The 24,058-nt window shown below is 70.2% G+C and carries 24 protein-coding genes and 4 pseudogenes; 12 read left to right on the top strand and 16 right to left on the bottom strand.

All coding sequences use genetic code 11. The features are described 5' to 3' along the window. Window positions 1–23: 23 nt before the first annotated feature. From AC0ZLC_RS19945 to AC0ZLC_RS19955, 3 genes and pseudogenes are all read right to left on the bottom strand, one after another. Complete coding sequence (locus tag AC0ZLC_RS19945; RefSeq protein ID WP_476753319.1) at window positions 24–1,160, bottom strand: glycoside hydrolase family 12 protein; 1,137 nt, start codon at window positions 1,158–1,160, stop codon at window positions 24–26. Between the two features lie 434 nt (window positions 1,161–1,594). Further along, the gene (locus AC0ZLC_RS19950) at window positions 1,595–3,610 is read right to left on the bottom strand and encodes a glycoside hydrolase family 9 protein (RefSeq protein WP_476753400.1); all 2,016 of its coding nucleotides are present in this window, start codon (window positions 3,608–3,610) and stop codon (window positions 1,595–1,597) included. Between the two features lie 34 nt (window positions 3,611–3,644). Next, a pseudogene (locus AC0ZLC_RS19955) lies at window positions 3,645–4,109 on the bottom strand (glycoside hydrolase family 9 protein); the annotation flags it as partial. A 380-nt stretch (window positions 4,110–4,489) separates the two neighbouring features. On the opposite strand from AC0ZLC_RS19955, the gene AC0ZLC_RS19960 reads away from it, so the two are divergent. Together AC0ZLC_RS19960 and AC0ZLC_RS19965 are read left to right on the top strand one after the other, a co-directional pair. Next, complete coding sequence (locus AC0ZLC_RS19960) at window positions 4,490–6,580, top strand: hypothetical protein (RefSeq protein WP_476753320.1); 2,091 nt, start codon at window positions 4,490–4,492, stop codon at window positions 6,578–6,580. 4 nt (window positions 6,581–6,584) lie between these two features. Further along, on the top strand, window positions 6,585–8,222 hold the full coding sequence (locus AC0ZLC_RS19965; protein WP_476753321.1) for an ABC transporter substrate-binding protein: 1,638 nt from the start codon (window positions 6,585–6,587) through the stop codon (window positions 8,220–8,222). A 91-nt stretch (window positions 8,223–8,313) separates the two neighbouring features. Here the strand turns inward: AC0ZLC_RS19965 and AC0ZLC_RS19970 are convergent, their stop codons facing one another. From AC0ZLC_RS19970 to AC0ZLC_RS19980, 3 genes are all read right to left on the bottom strand, one after another. Next, the gene (locus tag AC0ZLC_RS19970; RefSeq protein ID WP_476753322.1) at window positions 8,314–9,162 is read right to left on the bottom strand and encodes a cytochrome c oxidase assembly protein; all 849 of its coding nucleotides are present in this window, start codon (window positions 9,160–9,162) and stop codon (window positions 8,314–8,316) included. After that, window positions 9,162–9,728 carry a DUF2243 domain-containing protein gene (locus AC0ZLC_RS19975; RefSeq protein ID WP_476753323.1) on the bottom strand — a complete coding sequence of 189 codons (567 nt, stop codon included), beginning with the start codon at window positions 9,726–9,728 and terminating at the stop codon, window positions 9,162–9,164. Before AC0ZLC_RS19975 ends, AC0ZLC_RS19970 begins: the two co-directional genes overlap by 1 nt. Before the next feature lie 115 nt (window positions 9,729–9,843). After that, complete coding sequence (locus tag AC0ZLC_RS19980) at window positions 9,844–10,110, bottom strand: hypothetical protein (protein WP_476753324.1); 267 nt, start codon at window positions 10,108–10,110, stop codon at window positions 9,844–9,846. 398 nt (window positions 10,111–10,508) lie between these two features. Here AC0ZLC_RS19980 and AC0ZLC_RS19985 point away from each other — a divergent pair, with 398 nt between their 5' ends. Continuing rightward, window positions 10,509–11,144, top strand: a complete 636-nt coding sequence (locus tag AC0ZLC_RS19985) for a DJ-1/PfpI family protein (protein ID WP_476753325.1) — start codon at window positions 10,509–10,511, stop codon at window positions 11,142–11,144. Window positions 11,145–11,433: 289 nt separating this feature from the next. On the opposite strand, the gene AC0ZLC_RS19990 is transcribed toward AC0ZLC_RS19985, so the two are convergent. Next, the gene (locus AC0ZLC_RS19990) at window positions 11,434–11,700 is read right to left on the bottom strand and encodes a hypothetical protein (protein ID WP_476753326.1); all 267 of its coding nucleotides are present in this window, start codon (window positions 11,698–11,700) and stop codon (window positions 11,434–11,436) included. Between the two features lie 120 nt (window positions 11,701–11,820). On the opposite strand from AC0ZLC_RS19990, the gene AC0ZLC_RS19995 reads away from it, so the two are divergent. From AC0ZLC_RS19995 to AC0ZLC_RS20005, 3 genes are all read left to right on the top strand, one after another. Next, on the top strand, window positions 11,821–12,438 hold the full coding sequence (locus tag AC0ZLC_RS19995; protein ID WP_476753327.1) for a TOPRIM nucleotidyl transferase/hydrolase domain-containing protein: 618 nt from the start codon (window positions 11,821–11,823) through the stop codon (window positions 12,436–12,438). 128 nt (window positions 12,439–12,566) lie between these two features. Further along, window positions 12,567–12,773 (top strand): acyl-CoA carboxylase subunit epsilon, encoded by a 207-nt coding sequence (locus AC0ZLC_RS20000; protein WP_476753328.1) that lies wholly within the window; start codon window positions 12,567–12,569, stop codon window positions 12,771–12,773. Between the two features lie 51 nt (window positions 12,774–12,824). Next, complete coding sequence (locus AC0ZLC_RS20005) at window positions 12,825–14,477, top strand: acyl-CoA carboxylase subunit beta (protein ID WP_476753329.1); 1,653 nt, start codon at window positions 12,825–12,827, stop codon at window positions 14,475–14,477. An 81-nt stretch (window positions 14,478–14,558) separates the two neighbouring features. Here the strand turns inward: AC0ZLC_RS20005 and AC0ZLC_RS20010 are convergent, their stop codons facing one another. The 8 genes and pseudogenes from AC0ZLC_RS20010 to AC0ZLC_RS20045 all read right to left on the bottom strand — a co-directional run bounded on the left by AC0ZLC_RS20010 (window position 14,559) and on the right by AC0ZLC_RS20045 (window position 19,964). Next, window positions 14,559–15,209 (bottom strand): CoA transferase subunit B, encoded by a 651-nt coding sequence (locus AC0ZLC_RS20010; protein ID WP_476753330.1) that lies wholly within the window; start codon window positions 15,207–15,209, stop codon window positions 14,559–14,561. Next, window positions 15,209–15,964 (bottom strand): CoA transferase subunit A, encoded by a 756-nt coding sequence (locus tag AC0ZLC_RS20015; protein ID WP_476753331.1) that lies wholly within the window; start codon window positions 15,962–15,964, stop codon window positions 15,209–15,211. Before AC0ZLC_RS20015 ends, AC0ZLC_RS20010 begins: the two co-directional genes overlap by 1 nt. Before the next feature lie 73 nt (window positions 15,965–16,037). Continuing rightward, the gene (locus tag AC0ZLC_RS20020; protein WP_476753332.1) at window positions 16,038–16,796 is read right to left on the bottom strand and encodes an SDR family NAD(P)-dependent oxidoreductase; all 759 of its coding nucleotides are present in this window, start codon (window positions 16,794–16,796) and stop codon (window positions 16,038–16,040) included. Beyond that, window positions 16,793–17,764, bottom strand: a complete 972-nt coding sequence (locus AC0ZLC_RS20025; protein WP_476753333.1) for a fumarylacetoacetate hydrolase family protein — start codon at window positions 17,762–17,764, stop codon at window positions 16,793–16,795. The genes AC0ZLC_RS20020 and AC0ZLC_RS20025 overlap by 4 nt, the downstream gene beginning before the upstream one ends. A gap of 121 nt (window positions 17,765–17,885) precedes the next feature. After that, a pseudogene (locus tag AC0ZLC_RS20030) lies at window positions 17,886–18,203 on the bottom strand (VOC family protein); the annotation flags it as partial. A 57-nt stretch (window positions 18,204–18,260) separates the two neighbouring features. Then, window positions 18,261–18,449, bottom strand: a pseudogene (locus tag AC0ZLC_RS20035) (ATP-binding protein); the annotation flags it as partial. Window positions 18,450–18,619: 170 nt separating this feature from the next. Further along, window positions 18,620–19,084, bottom strand: coding sequence for a GNAT family N-acetyltransferase (locus AC0ZLC_RS20040; protein WP_476753334.1), 465 nt, complete (start codon window positions 19,082–19,084; stop codon window positions 18,620–18,622). Window positions 19,085–19,385: 301 nt separating this feature from the next. Continuing rightward, window positions 19,386–19,964, bottom strand: a complete 579-nt coding sequence (locus AC0ZLC_RS20045) for a hypothetical protein (RefSeq protein ID WP_476753335.1) — start codon at window positions 19,962–19,964, stop codon at window positions 19,386–19,388. Between the two features lie 104 nt (window positions 19,965–20,068). On the opposite strand from AC0ZLC_RS20045, the gene AC0ZLC_RS20050 reads away from it, so the two are divergent. The 4 genes and pseudogenes from AC0ZLC_RS20050 to AC0ZLC_RS20065 form a co-directional block, all read left to right on the top strand. Beyond that, window positions 20,069–20,215: a hypothetical protein gene (locus tag AC0ZLC_RS20050; protein ID WP_476753336.1), complete on the top strand. Its 147-nt coding sequence runs from the start codon at window positions 20,069–20,071 to the stop codon at window positions 20,213–20,215. 18 nt (window positions 20,216–20,233) lie between these two features. Beyond that, a complete protein-coding gene (locus tag AC0ZLC_RS20055; RefSeq protein WP_476753337.1) occupies window positions 20,234–20,452 on the top strand; it encodes a winged helix domain-containing protein in 219 nt (72 codons plus the stop codon). Next, window positions 20,449–20,763, top strand: coding sequence for a hypothetical protein (locus AC0ZLC_RS20060; protein ID WP_476753338.1), 315 nt, complete (start codon window positions 20,449–20,451; stop codon window positions 20,761–20,763). The genes AC0ZLC_RS20055 and AC0ZLC_RS20060 overlap by 4 nt, the downstream gene beginning before the upstream one ends. A gap of 31 nt (window positions 20,764–20,794) precedes the next feature. Beyond that, a pseudogene (locus tag AC0ZLC_RS20065) lies at window positions 20,795–21,025 on the top strand (hypothetical protein); the annotation flags it as partial. Window positions 21,026–21,214: 189 nt separating this feature from the next. On the opposite strand, the gene AC0ZLC_RS20070 reads toward AC0ZLC_RS20065, so the two are convergent. Then, on the bottom strand, window positions 21,215–22,348 hold the full coding sequence (locus AC0ZLC_RS20070) for an IS630 family transposase (protein ID WP_476753339.1): 1,134 nt from the start codon (window positions 22,346–22,348) through the stop codon (window positions 21,215–21,217). Window positions 22,349–23,118: 770 nt separating this feature from the next. Here AC0ZLC_RS20070 and AC0ZLC_RS20075 point away from each other — a divergent pair. After that, window positions 23,119–23,424: a hypothetical protein gene (locus AC0ZLC_RS20075; protein WP_476753340.1), complete on the top strand. Its 306-nt coding sequence runs from the start codon at window positions 23,119–23,121 to the stop codon at window positions 23,422–23,424. After that, window positions 23,421–23,999, top strand: a complete 579-nt coding sequence (locus AC0ZLC_RS20080; protein ID WP_476753341.1) for a hypothetical protein — start codon at window positions 23,421–23,423, stop codon at window positions 23,997–23,999. Before AC0ZLC_RS20075 ends, AC0ZLC_RS20080 begins: the two co-directional genes overlap by 4 nt. Window positions 24,000–24,058 lie beyond the last annotated feature (59 nt).

Consider the following 24,058-nt stretch of genomic DNA (forward strand, 5'->3'; position numbering starts at 1 on the left):
GGCTCACAGGCCCGCCGGCCGGGTCATGCGAGGGTGCAGGCGGTGCCGTTCAGGCTGAATGCGGCCGGCTTGGCGAAGGTGCCGCTGTAGGTCCCCTGGAAACCGAACGACTGACTGCCGCCCGCCGCGATCCGTGCGTTCTGGGACAGTCCGCTCGCCGTGACCGCCCCCGAGGACGGGGTGATCGACGCGTTCCAGGCGTTGGTGATCCGCTGACCGGAGGGCAGGGTGAAAGCGAGCTTCCAGTTGTCGACGGCTGTCGAACCGGTGTTGCTCACCGTGACGTTGGTGGTGAAGCCGCCCTGCCAGACGTTCGTGCCGTACGACACCTTGCACGCGACCGGACCGCCGGGGTCCCCGGGGCCGCCCGGGTCGGTGCCACCGGTGTTGACGGCCGACGAGAAGGAGTTCACCGACAGCCCGGCGCCGTTCTGCCAGGGCTCGAAACCGGCCTGAATGCTCGTCAGATACCAGTTGTTCTGCGCCAGTCCGCGCGCCACGGCCTGCCGGACGAAGTCCATGACGTCGAAGTTCCAGCTCGTGATCGCGGACGGGGCGACGAAGGACAACACGTCGTTGCCGCCGTTGTTGCCCGACCACACCTGCCAGCTGCGCCCGCCCACGGTGGCCGTGCCGACCTGGGAACCGACGGGCTGGATCGAACCCACCTTGTTGAACCAGACCATGATCTCGGTCCGGTTCACACCGTCCTTGCGCGGCGTCGGGTCGAGCCAGATGTCGTACGCGGCGTCGTAGACCGCGTTGCTGACATAGCCGTACGAGATGCTGGTGGGGGCGCTGGAGATGGTGCTGAGCTGCGCGGGGAGGTTGGTACCCGGCGAACAGTTGGTGTAGTGGCAGCCGTTGAAGATCGACGGGTACGACTTGGGGGCGCCGTTGGTCGGCACGGCCCCGTCGGCCTGGGTGACCCTGAAGCCCGTGTCCGAGACGCCGACGCACTGCGTTTCGCTGGTGCCCCAGCGGTTGTTCTGGACGACGTAGCGTCCCTGGACCGTGGTCGATCCGAACGGTTCGCAGATCGTGGTGTCGGCCTGTGCCGGCGCCGTCGTGGTGACCAGCGCGGCGACGACGGTGAGAGCCGTGAGGAGCGTTCCCAACAGGCCGCGCAGGGCGCGGAGGTGATGCGGTGACGATCGCATGCGGGGGCCTCTCGTGAGACTGAGGGGGGACGAACCGGCGGGAGCGCTCCCGACACCCCCCGTGGTGGGAGCGCTCCCACTTGTGGTTCGGACGAGGACTTTAAGAGGCTCACATGTCCCTGACAAGGGAACGCGCAGCGAACCGTCGAAGGAATTTCGAAGCGGCAGGTCAAGTCGGTTGCACGAACGGTAAGTTCTGCCTTGGGAGCGCTCCCAAGGCATGCCGCGCAAGCGCTGGGGAGCCGGGGGAGGGCCGCGGCGAAGAGCCCGGTGTCACCGGGGGCGGTGGCGACACCGGGCTTCCGTGCCCGTCGGGCGCGGCTGGTGTCGGCCGCGCGGAACGCCGTACGGGGCTTGGTAGGGCTCGGTCAGGTTCGTGTGGGCCTGGACGTGGCGTGGTGGCGGGTGGCAGCCGACTGGGCTTCGCCCCTCGCTCAGGTGCAGGGGCGGCCGTTGAGTGTGAACGCCGAGGGGGTTCCCGCCGCCGTGCCGCTCGACTGGAAGCCGAAGCCGGCCGTACCGCCCGCGGGAACGGTTCCGTTGTGGCCCGCGTTGACTGCAGTGACGGCCTCTCCGGACTGGGTCACCGTCGCGTTCCAGGCGTTGGCCACTTTCTCGCCACCGCGGAACGAGAAGCCGAGCCGCCATCCGTCCAGGGCAGTCGTCCCGGTGTTCTTGACCTGCACCTCAGCGGTGAATCCGCCGCTCCAGGAGGAGGCGACCGTGTAGGTCACGGCGCAGGAGCCGACGGGACCCGGTGTCGGCGTGGGTGTTGGAGTGGGAGTGGGTGTCGGACCGGGCCCGGGGGTGCTGCCGTCCGGCGGAGTGCCCCACTGTCGCTCCGCCCCCTCCAGCAGAACGAGGTGCGGGGCGTTCACCGGGGTGCTGCCCGGAGTGGTCGCGATGCCACTGTAGGACCAGTCGTCGGCCGGGTCCCAAGCGCCCGACGAGCTGATCCTGAACTGCACCTCCCTGCGGTACGCGGACTGGCCGGCGGGCGCGATCACGGCGTTGGAGCAGTCCACGCCGACGTAGTACACGTCACCCTCGTACCGGGTCGGCCCGGACACCTTGCCGCACTGGTTGTAGTTCGTGGTGAGGCTGATCTGGTCCGGGCGCACCCCCGGTTCGAGCGTGAAGTAGTAGCGCAGCGAGCTGTTGGTCAGGGCACGCGCCGGCCAGGCGGACTTGTTCACGAGGTAGGCCTTGATCTCGGTGAAGGTGGCTCCGGAGGCGTTCACCGAGGCCTGCACCGACATTCCGGGCCCGTCGGGCTGCTCGGGCTTGGGGAAGTCCGCCAGGGGCGCGCCGCCGTACTCGGCGTACAGACGCGCCAGCGCTCCGCTGAAGGCCGCGTTGTAGTCGGTGGCGACCTCGTTGTTCACATAGTTCTGCCGGTCGTCCGCGTAGGCGTCGTCCGGTGCGCCGGGGCCGCCGACAAGGGCTCCGTAGAGGGTGTGACGGCTGTCGGCCGGACTGGTGATCTGGTCGGTCCACGAGCCGTGCGCGGTGCGGTGATGGGGTTTGGTCGGCGAATTGGTGCCGAACCCGACGACGTAGCTCGACTTGCGCGGGTTGTCGCCGAGCGCGTAGTTGATCTGCCGGACCGCGAAGTCGTGGTAGCGGGCCTTGCGGTCGGGGTCGCCGGTGAGCCGGTCCGAGTGGATGAGCGCCGCGAACGCCGTGTTGGCGCTGTAGCGCAGAGAACCCCAGCTGTCGAGGACTGCCTGGCCGCCGGGGGAGTAGCGCACGCGGTTCCCGTTCACGCCGACCGTCCACCAGTCGAGCCAGCGGTTGGCGTCGTCGAGATACCGCTGTTTGCCGGTCAGCTGGGCCAGCAGGACATACGCGCCGTAGGAGGAGTCGTCCCAGGACAGCGTCCAGCGGTAGGAGCGGGTGGAGGTCTGCGGCTCGGTGGACAGCTTGTCGTAGTAGCTTTCCGCCTTGGTCAGGTAGGCCGGGTCACCGGTTGCCTTGTACAGCCAGATCGCGCCCCAGACCAGCTCGTCGTTGTAGCCGCTCCAGGAGTTGTAGTAGCTCTGGGCGTCGGTGATGCAGTCGCTGTACTTGCCCCGATAGGTGTCGGCGAAGCCGTACAGCTGTCTGGCGTGCGTGAGCAGCTTGTCGGCGTAGGCGGCGTCGCTGTCGGCGAACACCATGGAGGAGGCCGCGAGGGCCGCGGCGGTCTGTCCGGCGAGGTCGGACCCGGGGCAGGAGGCGTCGATCTTGTAGGCGGGCCGCTCCATGGGCATGACCTCGGCCGGGCCCCACCAGGCGTGGTCCTTGGCGCCGTTGCCGACCTGCCCGTACAGGACGTTGGCGGACGGATGTGCCTTGACGAAGTAGTCGTCGACGAACTTCAGGTTGTTCTTCAGGTGCGTCCACTGCCCGGCGGAGGTGTAGGCGGCCCGCTCCTCCAGTGCGGCCCCAGGCCAGGACGGTTGCCGAATACGCCATCGGCAGGCCGAACTTGACGTGGTCGCCGGCGTCGTACCAGCCGCCGCTGAGGTCGAGGCCGACGTCCTTGCCGTCGTTCGACGCCGAGTCTCCGCGCCAGTCGACGCGGTTGGTGGACGGCAGCTTTCCGGACTGCTGGGCCTCGTAGAAGAGCAGGGACTTCTGCAGGGCCTCGCCGTAGTTGAAGGCGGGTGCGGCGGCCGACGGGGAGGCCGCGGCGAGGGGCAGCAGCAGGCCGGCGGTCAGCGCCGCGGCGAGCGCGGCGGCGGGAGCTGCCCGGCGGCGTCGGCGCGGGATCGGGCGGGAGGCGGTGGGCGGAGGCGGATCGGCCTGTCCACGGTGGCGAAGGGGGTGCGGGCGGGGGACCAGGGGCGGGTGCGGACGCAACGGTTCGTCCTTTCCGTACGGGTGTGCGGGGAGGATCGGAGTCGTGCCGTGCCGTGTTCGATCTTCTCGGGCCGTGCCGTCGCGCTGGGCGCTGAAGACGGCCACGTCGGCCTGTGCTGGGCCCTACGGATGTGTTGGTACGTCAACAGGCATGGGAGCGCTCCCACCCTGTCCGTCATGAAGCCAGGGGACGCCACGCGTGTCAAGGGTGGCGGACGGATCAGGCGGAGTGGCGGACCACCGGCTCCGTGCGCAGGAAGACGTTCAACCGGCCGGGGGATAACACGCGGTGTCATCATTCGTTCGGGCCGCCTTCGAGCCGCTTTCGGGCCGCGTGCCACAAGGGGTGGTCATACCCAGTCGGCATGTGCCAACCGGCGCTGTCTGTCGACAAGTTGCTGCCTTGAGAACAGGTGCTCCACTACGCTCCGTGCGACATCGACACCCGCCGATCGGCGGACACGTACGGCGACGGGGGAAGCCGGATGGCCGCAGGACTGGGTTTCGAGGGACTCCTTGAGGACAAAGAGTTCTTCCCCAGGCTGCTGGGCCGCAGTGCCCGGGGCCGCGGCGAGAGGCTTCTGTACGGGCCGGACCTGCCCGTCGTGCTGCTCACGGGTGGGCCGGGCATGGGCAAGCAACGGCTGCTCGAGCTGCTGCGGGACGAGTTCGGACGGAAGCTGCCGGTGGCGTATGTGGACTGTGCGGACGTCCGGTACGCGGAGGACGCCGAGCGGCGCCCCTCCTGCCGCTCGGCGGCGACGGAAGCGATGTACGACCTCGCCCTGCGGATGGGTGAGTGGGAGGGGCCGGGCGGGGCTCTGCCCACACCGCGGTTCTTCGCGGGTCTGGCCGCGGTGGCGGCGGGAGCACGGCTGCGGCGGCGCGAGCTGGAGCAGGAACTGGAGCGCTACCGGGTGCTGTTGCAGCCGAGCAGCGGGCTCGGCCGGTTCACCCGCAACCTGGTGAGCGGCTACCTCAACCAGCTGGCCGGGGTGGTCGCCCCGGCGGCGGCACCGCTGGTGGGGGCCGCGCTGACGGAGTTCATGGAGAAACTGGCGCGCAGCGGCGCCGAGCCGGTGCACGCCACCTACGGCGAGTACCCCGGTGCCGCGGGCGGCGCCGCCACCGGCCTGCGGATGCTCGCCCACGACGTCCAGCAGGGCGCGGGGGACCGACAGTTCGCCGAGAGGTTCCTCTTTCGTGCTCTGCGCGAGGACCTGGATGCCGCCTACCGCGGCCCGGGCGCCGCGCTCACCCGGGTCGGCCGTCCCGCGGTGCTGCTGCAGCACGCCAACTGGCCGGTGGGCCGCGCTCTGCTGGCGGCAACACTGGGCGACCGGGCCGATGGACATCGGGAGCGCACGGTGCTCATCGCGAGCGAACGGATGGCGGAGCCGCTGTTCCTGGCCGACGAACCGCACACCGAGGAACTTGCCGCGTACCGGCCGGACCAGGAGGGGCTGCCCGACTGGCAGCGGCGGCCCGCACGCGGCCGCCTGGGGCAGGGTGTGCTTCTGCTGCGGATGCCGCTGCTCACCACCGAACACATCCATCAGCAGTTGCAGCGGCACACTGGCGGAGCACCGCAGGCGGCCAGGCTGCGAAGGGCGCAGAGCGCGGTGCAGCGGCTTTCCGGGCGTCGCCCCCGGATGGTGCAGCGGCTGGTCGAGGCGGCCGGGGAGCTGCCCGAGCTGGACAACGACCGGGAGCTGCTGGACCATCCCGCTGTCCTCGACGGGGAACCCCGCGCCGTCAGGGAGGTGTTGCTGATGGAACTGGTGCTGCGGCAGTTGCCCGAACTGCTGCCCCTCGAACACACCGCTCACTGGCTCGATCTGCTCACTCAGCTGTCGGTCGCGCACACCGGCGACTGCGCTCGTGCCCTGCTGCGCGATCCGCGGCTCGAACGGATGGCCAACGGGCTCACCGCCGACGACGTGCAGCGCCATCTGCTGGAGAGCGGATGGCCGGCCTGCGAGCGGCACTTCATCGGCGACTTCGGCCTGCGGCAGTTGCTGATGAGCAGACTGCACGGACCACCGCAGGAGGGCGCCGAATGGCGTCACAATCACGGCCTGCTGCACGCCCATTACCGCAGCAGAGCCGAGTCCCCCGACCGTGCCTTCGGTACCACCACGGCACACGGCCTCAACCACGACCTGGTCGCCAACGGCCCCGACCGTGCCGTGCACCACCTCGCCGCGGCATTCCCCGCGAGCGGTGTCGGCGCCGAGGAGTGGTGCGACCAGCTGCTCGCGCTGGCCCAGGCACCCTCTCCGGGAGGCCACGACGAGCGGCACGCCCGGATGACGGTGGCCCGGGTCGAAGGCGGCAAGCTGGAGCGCCAGCTCGACGAGCTGCTGCACGCGGTGTGGCTCTGCGAGGAGCGCACCCGGCCGCCGGACACCGTCGCGGCCGAACGGATGGTGCAGCTGCTGCACGAGCTGTCCCGGGAGTACGCGGGGGCCGCGCCCGTGCTCACCGACCGGGCCGGGCAGTGGGGGCGCCGGGCCCGCAACCGGCAGCCGCTGCAGTCGTGTTCCTGCACCGCTGACATAGGAGAAGGGGGCTGAGCGGATGTTCCAGGCCGTCGCCGACCGGCTGTACGAGACCCTGTGGGCCACACTGCTGCGGAAGATCATCGCGTGCACCCTGGCGGTCCTCCTCGCCTTCGGCACGTACACCCTCTGCAAGGAGCTCAGCCAGGGGGCTCGCACATGCGCCGACGGTGTCATCAAGTCCGGTGGCGAGTGCATCGGCGTCAACGGGTCCGGCTATGACTTCGGGGTGCCCGAGATCGCCCCTGTCGCGGACCGGATCGCCGAGGAGAATCGCCGCATCGACAAGCAACCGCACGTCACCGTGGCCATGATGCTCCCGCTGCAACCGGACTCGAAGGCCGAGAAGCAGCAGCTGCGCAGCGAACTGCAGGGCGCTTTCCTGGCGCAGTACCGCGCCAACCGGGAGCCGGGGAAGCCGGGGCTCAGGCTGGTGCTCGCCAACCCCGGTACGGACTACGCCCGGCAGGACGAGGTGGTGCCGGACCTCGTGCGCATGTCCCGTACCGGGCCGGACAGACTGCGCGCGGTGACCGGCTTCAACCTCTCCCTGGACACCACCCGCGAAGCGGTGCGCAGGCTCACCGCACAGCACGTACCGGTGCTGGTCGCGCGGGCGTCGGCGGGAACCATCGCCAACGCGGAGAGCAGGGACGGCACCTACGAGTTCAGGGGGCTGGCCCGGATCATCCCCACCAACGAGGAGCAGGCCCGGGCGCTGGCCGACTTCAACGGTCGCCGGAAGGACCGGCAGACCGTACTGGTCCGCGACACCCGGCGCGACCCCTACGTCCGGTCGCTTGCCCACGCCTTCCAGCAGTTGCCGGAAGAAGGACCGCCCGGTCCGGACGACATGACCTTCACCTCCGCCGGGGTCGCGGACCCCGGCGACGTCGACAACCAGTTCAGGCCCACGGTCAACACGATCTGCAACTCCGGCGCGGACACGATCTACTTCGCGGGCCGCTCCACCCATCTGCGCCTGTTCCTCAGACAGCTCGCCAAGGAGGCATGTCCGGAGCGCAGGTTCACCGTGGTGTCCGGTACGGACGCGGCCTCGCTGAACAACCGGATGACCGCTCGGGACTGGGCCGGACTCCGCGACAGCTCCGGCGACTCCCGGCTGACCGTGCAGTATGCCGCTCCCGCCCACCCCGCCTCCTGGCGCATCGAGGTACGCCGCTGGCAGGCCCGCGAACACCGGCGAACCGGGAAGACGCCGGCCGAGGCGAAGGCCCCCGGCTGGCTGCGCGATCCGCTGGCCGAACTGAACGAGCTCAAGGAGACCATCGCGGCCCTGGAAGCGGCGGGCCGGGGCATGGGCCCGGTGGTCCTGGACGACTCCCGCACCATGATGGTCCACGACGGGGTACGGACCGCCGTCGCGGCGATCCGTGGCGCCAAGCCCACCGGCCAGGAGGCGCCCTCACCCGAGCAGGTGGGGAACCGCTGGGCCACCATGCAGTCGCGGAACAAGGTGGTGGGCACCAGCGGCCGGATCTGCCTGACCAAGGCAGGAAACCCGTACGACAAACCACTCGCCGTCGTCGAGCTGAAACCCGGCGCGAGAGCGGGACGGGGCACGCTGGAATTCGTCGGGCTGGCATGGCCGGCCGGCAAGCCGCAGCCCGAGGACTGCGTCGTGCGCGGCCGGTAGCCGGAACGACGTCATGACTGCGGCCAGGACGGCGCGGGCAGCCGGGTGGAAGCAGGACCGGTGAGCGCCGGCCTGACCGGTCCGTGGCCGGTCAGCCCCCGGCGCCTGTGGGGCGGGCGTGGCCCGCCCACCGCGCCCGGCCCCGCGCCGCCCCGGTGCGCCGCTCGGGCCGCCAGGTCGACACCAACGCGGCGGCCAGCAGGAGTTCGGCGATGTCCCCGCCGTAGTACATCAGCTCCGCGCCCTGCTGCACCTGGGCGACGGGGGCGTGGATGTCGACAAAAAAGCCTCCGTACATCGCCTGCGCGATCAGGGCGTGCGCGGCGACCGCCGCACCCAGGTACACCAGCCGCGCCGGCACACCGGGCCGGCGCGGCGCGGGATCGGGGCCGGCGATGACGTGGGCGAACAGACACCCCGACGCGAGGAAGTGCGCGAGCATCAGCCAGTGCCCCCCGGGCCGACCCATGGCCGCGTTGTACAGCGGGGTGAAGTACAGCGCTCCGAGCGTGCCCGTACTCAGCGCCAGCGCCACCACGGGGTGTGTCAGCAGCCGGGCAGGGGGGCTGTGCAGCACCGCGGTCACCCTGCGGGCACGGGCGGGAGCGACGGTACGGAGCAGAAGCGTGACGGGCGCGGCCAGCACGAGAGCCAACGGCGCGTACATGCCGATGAGCATGTGCTGGGCCATGTGCCCGCGGAAGTCGGTGTGCGCCGACGTCCCCAGGGGCGGCAGCAGCGCCGCGCCGAACAGGGCCAGCCCGGCGAGGAACGACACGGACCGCCATGGACTCCAGCCGAGGGTGGGATTGCGGTGACGGGCCCGGCGCGCCGCGAGCAGGTAGCCCATTGCCGCGGCGAGCAGGACCAGCCCGCTCAGTACCGCCCCCGGCAGGCTCTGCGCGGCGCTGTCGTGGTGAGTGTGCTGCATGCCGCCCATCAGGCGCTCCCCGCGGCCTGCCCGCCGCCGCGGGGAGCCCCCGGCCCGACGGGCCTCCCGCCGCGCTGGAGCAGGAAGCCCCCGCTGACCAGCAGCACACCCAGGACGAGGAATCCCGCGTCCCACCACGCCTGGTGCGGGCCGCCGTGCACATGGTGGATTCCCAGGATCTGATGGTCCAGGAGGCCCTCCACCAGGTTGAACAGCCCCCACCCGGCCAGGATCCACCCCCACAGCACCCGCGAGGCCCAGACCGCTCGGCGGTGGTGCGTGACCCGGGCGTAGAGGAGTCCGAGACCGGCGATGACCGCGACCCAGCAGACGGTGTGGAAGACGCCGTCCCACACCGTGTTCATCTCGAGCCCGGACACCGTGTTCGGGTCGTAGTACCTCACCCCGACACGGTCGGTGTCGGTGCTGGTGAGCATGTGGTGCCACCGCAGGAGCTGGTGCAGCAGAATGCCGTCGGCGAAGCCGCCGAGCCCTACTCCCAGGACGACTCCGGGCAGCCGCAGACTGTTCGACGCCGTCGAAACCGCTCGGCCGGGGTCTGTCGTGGTGGCCATCGCCTGGTCTCCGATCCGTTGACAGTGCGCTCACATCACGCGGACACGGTTTCCCTGACGGCCGACCTCAATCAGTCATTCGCGTACCGCTTCCGAAAAGCGGCCCCGGGAACGGTCAGGCCGCGTGGACGACGGAGTCGCAGTCGGTGCACATGGACTCGTGCTGGTCCGGTGGGCACCAGCTGTCCGGGCCGACGGGCTGGTAGGCGAGCCGCTTCATGGCGGACGTGGGCGTGCCGCAGAACGTCGTCGTGCCCGGTTGTCCTGAACCCGGGGGGTCGGCGGGCGCGGCGTGGATGGTGGGGGCCGGCGGGAGGGCGTCGCCCGGCCGCGCGTCGGCGGGGAGCTGGGTGTCGGGTTCCTGGACCGCGATGATCTCCATGGGTTCACCCTCCGTCGGCTCGCGGTGCTCTGCACGTCGGACTGGCGAGTTCAGGTGACGCAGGTGCGCGGGCGGCGGACGGCCGCCTCCTTCCTGCGGATGTGCGTGCCCGGTCGCCCGGCCGCTCCGAGGGCAGGAAGAGCGGGGTATTCGTCATTGCGGACTCCGCGTCCGCCGCGAAGGATGGAACCCAGGACGCCGGGGGCCCTGAAGTAGCTCCGGCGGCAGCGTCGGCGCGGGCCCGGCCGGGATCGTGACCGTCGCGCCGGACGGTGACACTGTCCGTCACCTGGGCGGATCCACTCGCGTGGGCCCCGACCCGACCGGAGACCGTCGTCGCTGACCGCTGCGCCCTCACCCGCGCCGACCACCCGAACCCGCCCCATGAAAGGGAGACCGTGCAGATCGCTATTGTCCTCTTCGAACGCTTCACCGCACTGGACGCGGTTGGTCCGTACGAGATGCTCTGCCGCATTCCCGGCGCCGAGACAGTGTTCGTCGCCCAGCATCCGGGCCCGGTGCTGGGCGACCGAGGCGACCTCGCACTCGTCGCGGCGGAAGCACTCCAGGACGTACCGGCCCCCGACATCGTCGTGGTGCCCGGTGGCCCGGGGCAGTCGGCCCAGATGGAGAACGAGGTGCTGCTCGACTGGCTGCGCACCGCCGACGCGAGCAGCACGTGGACGACCTCGGTGTGCACGGGTTCGCTGCTGCTCGCGGCGGCCGGGCTCCTCATGGGCCGCCGTGCCACCTCGCACTGGCTGGCGCTCGACGGCCTCGCCGCGTTCGGGGTCGTGCCGACCGGCGAACGCGTCGTCACCGACGGGAAGTTCATCACCGCGGCGGGAGTCTCCGCCGGGATCGACATGGGCCTCACCCTCGTCGGCAGGGTCGCTGGGGACGAACAGGCCCGGATGGTCCAGCTGGGGACCGAATACGACCCTCAGCCGCCGTACGACGCGGGTTCACCCCAAAAGGCCCCCGCCGAACTCGTCGACAGGCTCCGCGCCGGGAGCCGGTTCGTCCTCCAGTAGCCCCGTCCGGCGCCCCGCGCGCTGCGCCACGTGTCGGGGGAGCGGCCACGCCTGGCCTGCGAGCCGCGCCGACGCGTCACGGGCCCGCCTGCCGCCGCCAACCTCTGGGCTTGCTCAAGGAAGGCTTGGCGCAGCCACGGCCCGGGGCATGCTGGGAGCAGCCGCTACCAATGCCTGGCGTTCGGGGGAGAACATGCTGATGGTGCTTGTCCTGGTGGGTGTGGCCGTGTTGGGGCTGGTCACTCTGCGCACGCGGATGCCCCCGGAGGCGGACGGCCGCCCGCGGTTCTCAGACCGGGTGGTCCAGCAGGGCCGGCGGGACGGGTGGCGGTTCCGCGGGCGACTCGTCCTCGTCCTGGTACGTCATGGGCACCGCGTACGACGGCTCGGGGGCCGGCTCCTCCTGCGGGAGCGGCTCGTCGTCCTGCGGCAACAACTCGGCCTCGTGCGGCAGCAGTTCGTCGTCGTGCGGCAGCAGTTCGTCATCCTGTGGCGGCAGCTCGTCGTCGTGCGGCAGCAGCTCGTCGTCCTGTAGCAGTTCGTCGTCCTGAGACATCTTCGCAAGCCCCAGTAGAGGAGCACCGCGGCGAGTCCGCGGCCGTTCCGCGGAGGGGCGACGCGTCGCGTGAGCGGAAAATCCTTACCCCGGTCGCGCGAAAAGGCGGAGACTCCCCTCATGGCTGACATGGGGTCGTTCCGGGAAGCGGTCGCCGCGTGGGCGGCCGGTGGCGTCGGCGACCCCGCACGCGCGCTGGCCGCGCGGCTGCCCGTCCGGGCGGCCGTCCTGCTCGAAGGGCCGAGCGACGTCGCGGCGGTCGACGCGCTGGCCGCGAGCCGACACCGGGACCTGGCGGCCGAAGGAGTCTGTGTCCTGTCGATGGGCGGGGCGATGAGCGTAGGGCGCTTCGCCCGCCTCCTCGGGCCCACGGGCCTTGGCCTCCGCCTCACGGGACTGTGCGACGAGCGGGAGCGTAGCTACTACGCCCGCGCCCTGGACGGGGCCGGTGCGGCCGGACAGCGGTTCTTCGTCTGCGCGGCCGACCTGGAAGACGAACTCATCCGCGCGCTGGGGCCGGAACGGGTGACGGAACTCGTCCGCGAAGAGGGCGACCAGCGCGCTTTGCAGACCTTCCTGCGTCAGCCCGCACAGCAGGGCCGCACCGCGCAACAGCAGTTGCGGCGCTTCCTCGGCACGAAGAAGGGCCGCAAGATCCATTACGGCCGTGTCCTCGTCGAGGCCCTCGACCCCGGCCGCGTACCCGCCCCGCTCGACAGCCTGCTCGCCTGCCTGTGACCGTGCGCCCGCGGGCGAGGCCCGGCCGACGTCGTCGACGCATCCTCGAGCGGGACGTGAGCGCTCTTTGAGGGGTGTACCGAAGGGTGACCTCATGTCGTGGCGTGGGGTGACGTGAGGAGGGCTCGGTGAGTGACGCGGACGCTGTCGGACCTGTCCTGCGAGTGGTACGCGGAGCGGCGGGTGAGGAGGAGCTGGCCGCGGTGGCCCTGGTCCTGGGCGCGCTGCTGGCCGGCCGGGGCGCGCAGGACGACCTCGTGCGGCAGCCGCGCGTCGCGGACTGGCGGCCGGCGGGTGGACGGAGCGTCTTCCGGTCTCCGCACTGCTGGCAGTAGTCGCCGGGGATCCACCTCGTGAGCTGATGCCGGGCCGCTGACGGGTGCCCGATGTCTGAAGGAGGGAAGAGCATCGTGACCGTGGTGAGGGACAGTGCGGGGGCGGATCCGGTGGACGGTTCCGGCACCGGCGTGGGGAGCGCCGGCAGGATGAAGGACGGCGCGGGAGCCCTGGAGGAGTTGCGGGCGCTGCGAGGACGGGCGGCGGCCGGTCCTGGGGAGGCGTCCTCGGCCGCGCAGCGGGCTAAGGGAAAGCTGACCGTCCGGGAGCGGCTGGACCTCCTGCTGGACCCGGGGTCGTTCGAGGAGGTCGGACTCCTGCGGCGGCACCGGGCCACCGGATTCGGCCTGGAGAACAAGCGGCCGCATACGGATGGTGTGGTGACGGGCTGGGGGACGGTGGAAGGGCGCACGGTCTTCGTGTACGCCCATGACTTCCGGATCTTCGGCGGCGCGCTGGGGGAGACGCATGCCGCGAAGATCCACAAGATCATGGACATGGCGCTGGCCGCGGGGGCGCCCCTGGTGTCGTTGAACGACGGTGCGGGGGCCCGGATCCAGGAGGGCGTCTCCGCGCTCGCGGGGTACGGCGGGATCTTCCGGCGCAACGCCCAGGCGTCGGGGGTGATCCCGCAGATCTCGGTGATGCTGGGCCCGTGTGCGGGAGGAGCCGCCTACAGCCCCGCGCTGACGGATTTCGTGTTCATGGTGCGGGAGACGTCGCAGATGTTCATCACCGGCCCCGACGTGGTCAGGGCGGTGACCGGCGAGGAGATCACACAGAACGGTCTGGGCGGCGCGGATGTGCACGCCGAGACGTCAGGGGTGTGCCATTTCGCCTACGACGACGAGGCCACGTGCCTGGCGGAGGTGCGCTACCTGCTCTCCTTGCTGCCGGACAACAACCGGGGCTTCGCGCCCGGGGCGGCGTACGGGGACCCGGCGGGCCGGCGGGCCCCGGTGCTGCGCGAGCTGGTGCCGCAGGACGGCAGCCGGCCCTATGACATGGCACGGGTCATCGAGGAACTCGTCGACGACGGGGAGATGTTGCAGGTCCACGAGCGCTTCGCGCGCAACGTCATCTGTGCGCTGGCCCGGCTGGACGGGCAGGTGGTGGGGATCGTCGCCAATCAGCCGCTGGCGCTGGCGGGGGTCCTGGACAGTGCGGCCTCGGAGAAGGCGGCGCGGTTCGTGCAGATGTGCGACTCGTTCAACATCCCGCTGGTGACGCTGCTGGACGTGCCGGGTTTCCTGCCCGGAGTGGACCAGGAGCACGGGGGGATCATCCGGCGCGGGGCGAAGCTGCTGTACGCGTACTGCACGGCGACGGTGCCGCGGATCTCGGTGGTGGTGCGCAAGGCGTACGGGGGTGCCTACATCGTGATGGACTCCCAGTCCATCGGTGCGGACCTGACGTTCGCGTGGCCGGGCAACGAGATCGCGGTGATGGGCGCGGAGGGGGCGGCGAACGTCATCTTCCGCCGGGAGATCGCCGCCGCCGACGATCCCGGAGCGACCCGGGCGCGGCTGGTCAAGGAGTACCGCGCGGAGCTGATGCACCCCTACCACGCCGCGGAGCGGGGGCTGGTCGACGACGTGATCGACCCGGCCGGGACGCGGGAGGTGCTGATCCGCTCCCTCGCGATGCTGCGCAGCAAACAGGCCGAGATGCCGGCCCGCAAGCACGGCAACCCGCCTCAGTAGCAACGCGACGGGAGCGGGCCCGCAGCGCTGTGCGGACCGCAACCCGCCCCAGGAGGGGCCCGGGACGCACCCCGTAGTCCTTCAGCAGCCGGCCGTGAAGCTGTCCAGGCGCAGGGGAGCGCTCGTACGGGCTGTGACGTCGTCGACGGTGACGCCGGGCGCGGTCTCGACGAGGGCGAGCCCGCCCTCGGTGACGTCCAGGACGGCCAGGTCGGTGATGACGCGGTGGACGCACCGCTCGCCGGTGAGGGGCAGCGTGCACTCGGTGAGGATCTTGGGGCTGCCGTCCTTGGCGGTGTGCTCCATCAGGACGATGACGCGGCGGGCCCCGTGGACCAGGTCCATGGCGCCGCCCATGCCCTTGACCATCTTGCCGATGATCATCCAGTTGGCGAGGTCCCCGCGGGCGGAGACCTGCATGGCGCCGAGGACGGCGGTGTCGATGTGGCCGCCGCGGATCATGCCGAAGGACAGCGCCGAGTCGAAGAAGGAGGCGCCCGGCAGGACGGTCACCGTCTCCTTGCCCGCGTTGATCAGGTCGGCGTCGACCTCGTGCTCGCGCGGGTAGGGGCCGGTGCCCAGGATGCCGTTCTCGGAGTGCAGGACGACGTGGACGTCCGGCGGGACGTGACCGGGGATGAGAGTGGGCAGGCCGATGCCGAGATTGACGTAGGAGCCGTCGCGGAGTTCGGCGGCGGCACGGGCGGCCATCTGGTCGCGGGTCCAGGCCATCAGTTGCTGACCGTCCTCTTCTCGATGGGATTGTCGGCGGCCTCTTCGGCGCTGAGCGCGACGACGCGCTGTACGTAGATGCCGGGCAGGTGGACCTCGTCGGGAGCGAGCACGCCCGGTTCGACGAGTTCCTCGACCTCGGCGACGGTGATCCGACCGGCCATGGCCGCGAGGGGATTGAAGTTGGCGGCGGCGCGGCGGAAGCAGAGGTTGCCGTGCCGGTCGCCCCGCCAGGCCCGTACGAGGGCGAAGTCGGTGGTGATGCCGTGCTCCAGGACGTACGCGAGTCCCCCGAACTCCCGGGTCTCCCCGGGCGGGGAGGCGACGGCCACCGTCCCGTCGTCCGCGTACCGCCAGGGCAGCCCGCCCCCGGCGACCTGGGTCCCCACGCCCGCCGGAGTGTAGAAGGCGGGGATGCCCGCGCCGCCCGCACGCAGCCGTTCGGCGAGCGTGCCCTGCGGAGTCAGCTCCACCTCCAGCTCGCCGCTGAGGTACTGGCGGGCGAACTCCTTGCTCTCCCCCACGTGGGAGCCGGTGACGCGGGCGATGCGGCCGGCGGTGAGCAGGACTCCGAGACCGCGGCCGTCCACGCCACAGTTGTTGGACACGACCTCGAGCGCGGTCGCGCCCTGTGCGTACAGCGCTTCGATGAGGACGGCCGGCACGCCGGACAGGCCGAAACCGCCGACGGCGAGCGACGCGCCGTCGGGTATGTCGGCGATCGCCTCGCAGGCGCTGCCGCGGACCTTGTTCACGTGCGGACGTTCCTTTCGTTGGTGGCGCCGGAGCGGCTGCCGCCGGCGGCGAACTCGGTGCCGGTGAGCCGCTTCATCGGCCGTTCTGGGGGCCGGGGAGGGCGTCGGAGAGGGACTTGACGCCGCCGTGCGCGGTCAGGCCGCCGTCCACGGGGATCTCGGCGCCGGTGATGAACGACGACTCGTCCGACAGCAGGAAGACCACGAGCGGGGCGACCTCGTCCACGGTGCCGGTGCGACCGAGCGGCGTCTCGCGGAGGTTCGCCTCGCGGAACCCGGGGGCGGCGGAGGCGGTCATCGCGGTCTCGATGTAGCCGGGGTGGACGGTGTTGACCCGGATCCCGCGCGGTCCGAGTTCCAGCGCGGCGGTCTTCGACAGGCCCCGCAGCCCCCACTTGCTCGCGGTGTACGCGACCGGGTAGTGGGCGGTGAGCGCGGCGGAGGAGCCGACGTTGACGATCGAGGAGCCGGGCGGCATCAGCGGGCTCAGCTGCTGGATGCCGAGCAGCGGACCGGTGACGTTGACGGAGTGGACCCGCTCGAAGTCCTCGGCGCGGACGTCACCGAGACGGGCCCGCCAGGTGATGCCCGCGTTGTTCACCAGGCCGTGCACCTGCCCGTAGGCGTCCCGCAACTCGGCTGCCAGCTCGGCCCATTGCGCCTCGCGGCTGACGTCCAGCCGACGGCATCCCGGAGCCTCGTCGACGTCGGTGGCGATGACGCGGGCTCCCTCGCGGGTGAGGGCCGCCGCCTCGGCGGCTCCCTGCCCGCGGGCGGCCCCCGTCACCACGACGACCTTGCCCAGAAGCCTCTTGCGGTACGGGTCGTTCACGGCCGCTCCCGTGAGCGGCGCCGGCCCGTCGGCAGGGGCACCGGCGCCGGGCCGGGCACCACGGTGCTGGTGAGCGTGCCGATGCCCTCGACGGTGAGGGTCACGGTGTCGCCGGGCTTCAGCGGTGGCGGTTCCCGCTCGCCGAGCCGCCCCCACAGCTCGGCGAGGCATCCGCCGTTGCCGCAGGTGCCCGACCCGAGGACGTCACCCGGCATCACCCGGGTGCCGCGGGAGGCGTACGCGGTCATCTCCTCGAAGGTCCAGCTCATGTTGGAGAGCAGGTCCTCGCCCACGACCTCGCCGTTGACCTCGGCGGTCAGTGCCAGGCGCAGGAAGCCGTCGGCGTCCCGGTACGGTTCCAGTTCGTCGGCGGTGACCAGGTACGGACCGAGCGTGGTGGCGGTGTCCTTCCCCTTGCACGGGCCGAGCCCCACCTTCATCTCCGCCGACTGCAGGTCGCGCGCGGACCAGTCGTTGAACACGGTGTAGCCGACGATGTGGTCGCGGGCCCGCTCGGGGCTCAGGTCGCGGCCCTCCCGGCCGATCACCGCGCCCACCTCCAGCTCGAGGTCCAGGACGGACGAGCCGGGCGGCATCGGGACCTCGTCGTGCGGACCGTGGACGGCGTGCGGGTTGCCGAAGTAGAACGTCGGTGCCGCGTACCACTGCTCGGGGACGCCCGCGGCTCCGTCGACGGAGCGGCGTACCCCTTCGACGTGCTCCTCGAAGGTGACGAAGTCCCGTACCGACGCGGGCCGCAGCGGAGCCAGCAGCCGTACCTGGGAGACGTGCGGGCCGGGCGGGACGTCGAGAGCCTCACGGCCGGCGGAGAGCAGTCCGGGCAGGCCGGCGGTCTCCGTGATCAGCGCGGACAGCGAGGTGACGCCCGGCAGCGGATAGAGCGTGCCGTCGTCCTCCACGACGGCCACCCGCTCGCGGTGGCGGTGTTCGTAGGCGGCGAAGCGCATGGCGGGGCTCCTGAAGGCGGTCGGGGCGCGTGGGGTCGCACCCGCGGTCCTGGGTGGAGGGGACGCGACGGCGGCTGTCCGGGCGTGAACTCCCTGTCGCGTCCCCGGGGTCGGGTGCGGGTCAGACCGGCGGGGCGACGAACACGCCGCGGTCGGGGTCGTTGAAGGACTCCTTGGCGATCAGTTCGTTCATGGGGTTGGCGGTGCCCCACTGTTCGGTGACCTCGGGCCGGGAGAAGTCGTAGACGTGCGGGCGCCAGGTGTCCTCGTCCAAACACTCCAGCTCGGTGGTGTACTCGACGGTGTTGCCGTGCGGGTCGAGGAAGTACGTGAAGGTGTTGTCGCCGGCCAGGTGCCGCCCGGGGCCCCAGATTTTCCGGTGGCCCGCGCGCAACACCCGGCCGGAGCCGCGCATGTACTCGTCGATGCCGCGCATCTCGATGACATCGGCCTGGCCAGCCCCCGACGGTGCCCGGCCAGACGTTGAAGCGGTTGATCAGCCCGCTTCTGCGCGTTCGGCGCGGGCTCGTGTGCTGGCGAGGCGGTAGGAGTCGGTTCCGGTTTCGATGATGGTGCCGTTGAAGGTGAGGCGGTCGACGATGGCCGCGCAGAGGCGAGGGTTGGTGAACATCTTGGTCCAGCCGCCGAACGACTCGTTGGAGGCGATGGCGACACTGTTCTTCTCCGCCCCATGCCCGATCGACCCGCAAATCAACATCAAACAGTCCTGTCGGGACAAAACGCTCTTTCGGTAGGTGTTTTTTGAACCAAGCTGTTGGCGGGTGTCGCCGGTTGAGTTCCGGATAGACCGGGACGTCGTCGTGTGGCCGGTGCCGGTGTGGCAAGAACCCGGGCTCAGTCCAGTTCCAGCATGCCCATGGTTTGGTCTCCGCTGATCTCTCCAGTTGGTCGGAAGCCGAGCGCCAAGTAGAAGCCTGTGGGGCCATCCGGTCCGGGATGCCAGGTGGTAGTCAGGCGGGTGCCACCTCGGTGCCGGATCTCAGCGGCTACGGACTCCACTGCGAAGCGTCCGTAGCCCCGGCCCTGCTTTCCATCTGCGATGTTGAGACGCCAGAGTCCGGAGCGAAAGTCGGTGCCTTTGCCGGTCCAGTCGATGTGGAAGAAGGCCCTGAGGAACCCGACGATCTCGTCGTCCTCGCAGATGAGTCGGGGCCAGGCGATGCCGGGGTGGACGTATGCCTCGGCGAGCGACTTCACCACGGGTGCCACCAGGTGTTCCTGGTCGGGGCGGACCCTCAGGTTGATCGCGGCCTCGAAGTTGTCAGGGGTGATCTCTTGTAGGTGCAGCGAAATTGGCATGTCCGCACTTTAAGTAGGCACTTCAAGTGATTTTCGCAGCGTGTCACCCATGGTCAGCCGACGGGCCGCTGCTTCTTGGTCCAGTTGTCGGCGCGGGGGCTTTTGCGGGTCAGGCGTCGGGTCATCATGGTGATGAGTGCCCAGTTCAGGTGGGCTTCGGAGTGCTGGGGCAGCCGTTCGTAGTCGCGTGCATTGCGGGGTGTTCCGGTAGGACACGGACTCGGGCGCGCGGCGGGACACGGCCCCGGCCCGGACCCGGATCCGTATACGGCCTCTGCGGCGGGTCAGCCGCCGCCGTGGCTCAGGAGTAGGTCATCGGGCAGCCGTACCGCAGGGAGTACTGCGCGGCGCGCAGGTAGAGCGCCACGTAGAAGGCCGCGTCCCGGTCCTCGGCCCACGGTCCAGGTCGCACCCGGGCGGTCCGCTCCGCCCCGCCCTCCAGGAACCACAGGGTCAGTGCGAGGTTCTCGCCCGCCGGTATGGCGTCCACGGGCAGTCCGACGGCGCCGGCCAGCCGCTCGGCCAGGGCGAGCACCCGCGGCGCTCCGGCGACCGCTGTCTCCTCGCCGGAGTACGCGGTGCCGACGGGGAGCACGATCTCCTCCTCCAGCGCGAACGGCACCAGCACGCTCCAGTCGAGGAGGGCCGACAGCTCCGCGTCGGTCAGCAGCGTCCTGCACAGCGCCACGAAGCCGTCCATGGACGGGCTGACCTTCTCCTCGAACCAGCCCGGCGCCTCCCGTGCGGCCTGCCGCAGCTCGCAAGGGGGCAGCCCGCGCCGCTCCAGCTCGGCGTCCAACGCGGCGGCGACGTCCCCGTACCCGTCCTCCCCCGGCCGAGACCAGTCCTGCGCGGCGACACTCACCAGATAGACACCCATGATCGCAAGGTACCGGCCGCCACCGACAACGTCCCAGCCCCTCGTGACAAACCCCGAACCGGCGGCTCGCCGCGCCGGACGTCCAGGCCGACGCTGTGGACGGGATGCGCAAGCGGCGCGCGGAACTGCTGGACGACCCGACACTGTTCGCCCGCTACCGGGCCGCGATGGACGGCCAGGCCGTCGGCCGGATGGTGCCGAGCCTGCCGTACATCGACGGCATCCCGGTCGACGGCGGTCTGCGGGTGTAGCTGACGACCGCCCGCGCGGTGCTGGAGGTCGGCGAGGACGCGGTCACGTTGTCCGCCGCCCGGAGCACGTTCGAGTTCGCGCCTGCGGCGGAGGCGGTGCTGCGCCCGCTTGTCGACGGCCGTACCGTGGACCTGGCCGCGCTCGCGGAAACGGTTCGCCTCGCGCTGGAGGACGTCGCCGGGCTGGCCCAGGAGCTCATTGCCGGGCAGGCCGCGACGGTGGGGAGCCTGCTGTGACGGCACAACTCGCTCTGGGCACCTACCGGTGCCGGGCGATCCCGGAGGCGGCCGTCCGTGGGGCCGCCTCCGGGGCGCGGTGGGTCGACACCGTTTCCAACTGCGCCACGGGCCAGGCGCAGACCCTCCTGGCCCCGGCCCTGGCCGCCCACCCGTTGCTGAACGTCTCCACCAAGACGGGGTACTTCACCGCGGCCACCGGCACCGACGCCGGGAACGACGGCGCCCCGGGGCTGAACATCCTGGTCAACAACGCCTCCACCAAGACACGGCGGGCGTCCCGGGAACCGCGGAACCGCGGAGGACGGTGACCAGTTCGGACAGTCGTTCAGTATCGGCGACATCGATGCCGACGGATACGCGGACGTCCTCGTCGGTTCTCCCAGTGAGGCTGTCGGCGAGCTCACGATGGCAGGCACGTTTGTTTTGCTACGTGGATCTGCTTCCGTTCTGAGCACTTCCGGCGCAGTCGGATACACCCAGAGCACGGCCGATGTGCCCGGCACAGCGGAAGTCGGTGACCAGTTCGGCGCAACCGTCCACCTTGCCGACCTCAACAAGGACGGCAAGGCCGAGACGGTCGTTGGCGTACCCACGGAGAACGACGACGGCTGCGTGTGGACCGCCCGCGGCTCGGCCTCCGGCCCCGTTCTGAGCGGTTCGGTCGACCTGCGCGGCGCGAGTGCGGGAATCACTGTTACCAACCCAAGGGATACTTCGGAGCTGCGCTGGCAAGCCCTCACGTCCGCAACTAGTGCCGCATCAAGCAACGTTGGCCCTGTTCACGACCTTGCGGAGGCGTTCGTCGGTGGCGTGCTTGTTCCGCCAGATGATGTAGCGGCGGATCATGCTGCCCTGCTCTTTGTGGCTGGCATGGTCGGTGCCGTCGAGGGTGAAGTAGCGCAGGGCGGTGAACTGGGCCTCGATGCGGTTGAGCCAGGAGCTGTTGGTCGGGGTGTAGGCGATCTCCACGTTGTTGGTCGCCGCCCACGTCCCGACCCGCTGGCACCGCTTCGTCGTCAGGTGCGGGGAGTAGTTGTCGCAGATGATCGCGATGCGCTTCTCGAGCGGGTGCAGTGAGCGCAGGTAGCGGCAGAACTCCAGTAACTTCGAGCGGTTCTTGGTCTTCTTGATGTGTCCGTAGAGCTGGTCCTTGCCCAGGTCGTAGGCGGCGAACAGGTGTCGGACCCCGTGTGGGCGGGTGTAGGTGGCCCGCCGCCGGGGTCTGGGCTCGCGGTCAGGGTCCTTGTGTCTGCCGCCGCGTTCGGCCCATTGCCGGCCGGGGAGGGGCTGGAGGTTGAGCGGGCCGAACTCGTCCATGCAGAAGACGACTTCGGGTTCGCCGTCCTCGGGTACGACCTCGCCGTCGGCGATGGCGTAGAGGTGCTCGACCCGGGCCTTCTTGGCCGCGTAGTCGGGGTCGCGGGAGGCCTTCCAGGTCTTCACGCGTTGAAAAGAGACGCCTTCCTCGCGGAGCAGGATGCGCAGGCCCTCGTGGCTGATGTCGTCGACCACCCCCTCGGCGACCAGGAAGTCGGCCAGTTTGGCCAGGCTCCAGGTCGAGAACGGCAGGCCGTGCTCGGCCGGCTTCGACTTGGCGATCTTCTTGATCTCCCGGCGTTCGGGGAGAGTGAAGGTTCTCGGCCGGCCGCCGGAGTACTTCGGGTAGAGCGAGTCGAAGCCGTCGGCGTTGAAGTTGTGGATCACATCGCGGACCCGGTCGTCGCTGGTGAACGTCACCTCGGCGATCTTCGCCACGGGCATTCCCTGGGCGGACAGCAGCACCATCTGGGCCCGCTGCCAGGTCACCACCGATCCGGTGCCCCTGCGGATGATCCGCAGCAGCCGTCTGCCCTCGTCGTCGTCGATCTCCCGGACCTGCACCCGTTCAGCCACGTGATCATTCTGGCCAACCAGGGCCACCCGGCGCAGCAACCGGGCGGCACATCACCCCAGGGCGAACGTTGGTTGATGCGGCACTAGTCAGCCGGTTTTGGGTTTCCCCGTCGCCACTTGAGTCGTGGTCCGTTCGGATCGCGCCTTGGGCGGTGACGGGGCTGGTGGTTTGCGGTCTGCTGTAGGGATGGGCGACAGCAGGCTTGCGACGCTGGTCCTGGCCGACGGTGAGTTGCAACTGCACTTCTAATTGGGCTTCGGTTACAACACTGTCGGAGCCCGACCGGACCTCCTGCGCCCGGCGCTGGAAGCGGCCGGTGTCGTTGCGTTGGAAAACTCCATCGACGATCTGCTTGGCGAGGACGAGGAACTGTCGCCTGTTGAAGCGAAGCGCCGAGTGCTGAAGGTTGCAGGTCAGTACTTCGGGCTGTCACTGCCGCGACAGGCCATCGAGAATGAGAGGCTCCCTGCGTGGTCACCCGGACCTCATCCCCGTCCTCCTGATAAGCACCACAGTGCTCAAAGCCTCACAGCGGACTGTCTGAAGTGCGGGGTCGCCAGCATCCACGTCACCGACCGGATCCTCCAACGGCTGTCACGGCGGTGAGTAGCACATGACGGGTTACGGCAGCTAACGACTCAAGATCGACGCGGCGGGCATCCGGCAGGGCCACAACGTCCGCTATCCAGGCAGCGGGAGGACTCGCGATCCGGCGGTCAGTGATTGCCTGGTCTGTACTGGCAGCTGAAACCTCTGTCATCATCGCGACATGCTCATGATCGCCGCCACGTCCGGCTCCAGCTCGTCCCCCTCGATATGGGGACTCCTCTTTCTAGCCGCAGTCGGCACGGTAGCGACCGCCCAGGGCGTGCGCTGGACGTTCAACCTCAGCGGCGCTGTCGACGCTCAGCTCGCCCGTCGGTCGGAGCTGCGCGCACAGCGCTTGGGCAGCCTTGGAGCCCACGATGCAGACGTTGTTGGCCCAACCTTCTACAAGATTTGTGGGATTGCTCTGATGGCGTCGGGTCCCATCCTGTTCGCCATCAGCGTACTGTTCATGATCTTCTGGACGTGAAGGCACGGGCAGAGATTCTTGCCAACCCAGTGAGCCGTAAGGTGCGGCCCACGGAGTCGTTGATCGCTGCAGTCCGCGAACAGGACGAAGCTGCCCGTTTTCTCGTTTGGCCGGGTGACTTCGACCTGGACCGAGGCGACCATGTCGAAGAAGTCCACCTCGCCTCGGGGGCCGTGCTCGAAGGCTTCGCCGGCGACGGTGCCGGGGGGACGTACTTCTTCTGCGGTGAAGGTGGCGAGGAACGTCCCGTCCTTTATGCCGACTCCGAAGGACGTGCGGCTCTGGTTGCGATCGGCCTGCCCGAGCTCCTGCGGCTGCTGCTGGTCACCCCTTGGTGGCGCGACTGCCAGGCGTTCACGGACGAGGAGAGTCACGAGCTCGCGGCCGAGTACCTGAAGGACATGCCGGATCTCGTGGCCCGGAGAGACCGTGCCGCGGCAGCCCTGGGCCTCGACCTGCCGGCCAGGGCAGACGTCTTGGCTCGCTTACGGGAGGTAGCTGTTCGGATGGGGGTGAACTTCGTCCTCATTTTCACGCTTGAGGGCCACCCCTACGAGCCTCTCATCAGGAACTGAGACGCGCCGCAGCAGCAAGCGTGCGCCGTCCCAGGCGACAGGGATCAGCCCGCGGGCGA

The sequence above is a fragment of the Streptomyces sp. GLSS-08 genome, assembly GCF_056387915.1.

Bases quoted from the DNA above. Each gene is read 5' to 3' on its own strand.
- AC0ZLC_RS19945 (WP_476753319.1), bottom strand. From the start codon at position 1,160: ATGCGATCGTCACCGCATCACCTCCGCGCCCTGCGCGGCCTGTTGGGA.
- AC0ZLC_RS19960 (WP_476753320.1), top strand. From the start codon at position 4,490: ATGGCCGCAGGACTGGGTTTCGAGGGACTCCTTGAGGACAAAGAGTTC.
- AC0ZLC_RS19965 (WP_476753321.1), top strand. From the start codon at position 6,585: ATGTTCCAGGCCGTCGCCGACCGGCTGTACGAGACCCTGTGGGCCACA.
- AC0ZLC_RS19970 (WP_476753322.1), bottom strand. From the start codon at position 9,162: ATGGGCGGCATGCAGCACACTCACCACGACAGCGCCGCGCAGAGCCTG.
- AC0ZLC_RS19975 (WP_476753323.1), bottom strand. From the start codon at position 9,728: ATGGCCACCACGACAGACCCCGGCCGAGCGGTTTCGACGGCGTCGAAC.
- AC0ZLC_RS19980 (WP_476753324.1), bottom strand. From the start codon at position 10,110: ATGGAGATCATCGCGGTCCAGGAACCCGACACCCAGCTCCCCGCCGAC.
- AC0ZLC_RS19990 (WP_476753326.1), bottom strand. From the start codon at position 11,700: ATGTCTCAGGACGACGAACTGCTACAGGACGACGAGCTGCTGCCGCAC.
- AC0ZLC_RS19995 (WP_476753327.1), top strand. From the start codon at position 11,821: ATGGCTGACATGGGGTCGTTCCGGGAAGCGGTCGCCGCGTGGGCGGCC.
- AC0ZLC_RS20005 (WP_476753329.1), top strand. From the start codon at position 12,825: ATGTCTGAAGGAGGGAAGAGCATCGTGACCGTGGTGAGGGACAGTGCG.
- AC0ZLC_RS20010 (WP_476753330.1), bottom strand. From the start codon at position 15,209: ATGGCCTGGACCCGCGACCAGATGGCCGCCCGTGCCGCCGCCGAACTC.
- AC0ZLC_RS20025 (WP_476753333.1), bottom strand. From the start codon at position 17,764: ATGCGCTTCGCCGCCTACGAACACCGCCACCGCGAGCGGGTGGCCGTC.
- AC0ZLC_RS20040 (WP_476753334.1), bottom strand. From the start codon at position 19,084: ATGCCAATTTCGCTGCACCTACAAGAGATCACCCCTGACAACTTCGAG.
- AC0ZLC_RS20045 (WP_476753335.1), bottom strand. From the start codon at position 19,964: ATGGGTGTCTATCTGGTGAGTGTCGCCGCGCAGGACTGGTCTCGGCCG.
- AC0ZLC_RS20050 (WP_476753336.1), top strand. From the start codon at position 20,069: ATGCGCAAGCGGCGCGCGGAACTGCTGGACGACCCGACACTGTTCGCC.
- AC0ZLC_RS20075 (WP_476753340.1), top strand. From the start codon at position 23,119: ATGCTCATGATCGCCGCCACGTCCGGCTCCAGCTCGTCCCCCTCGATA.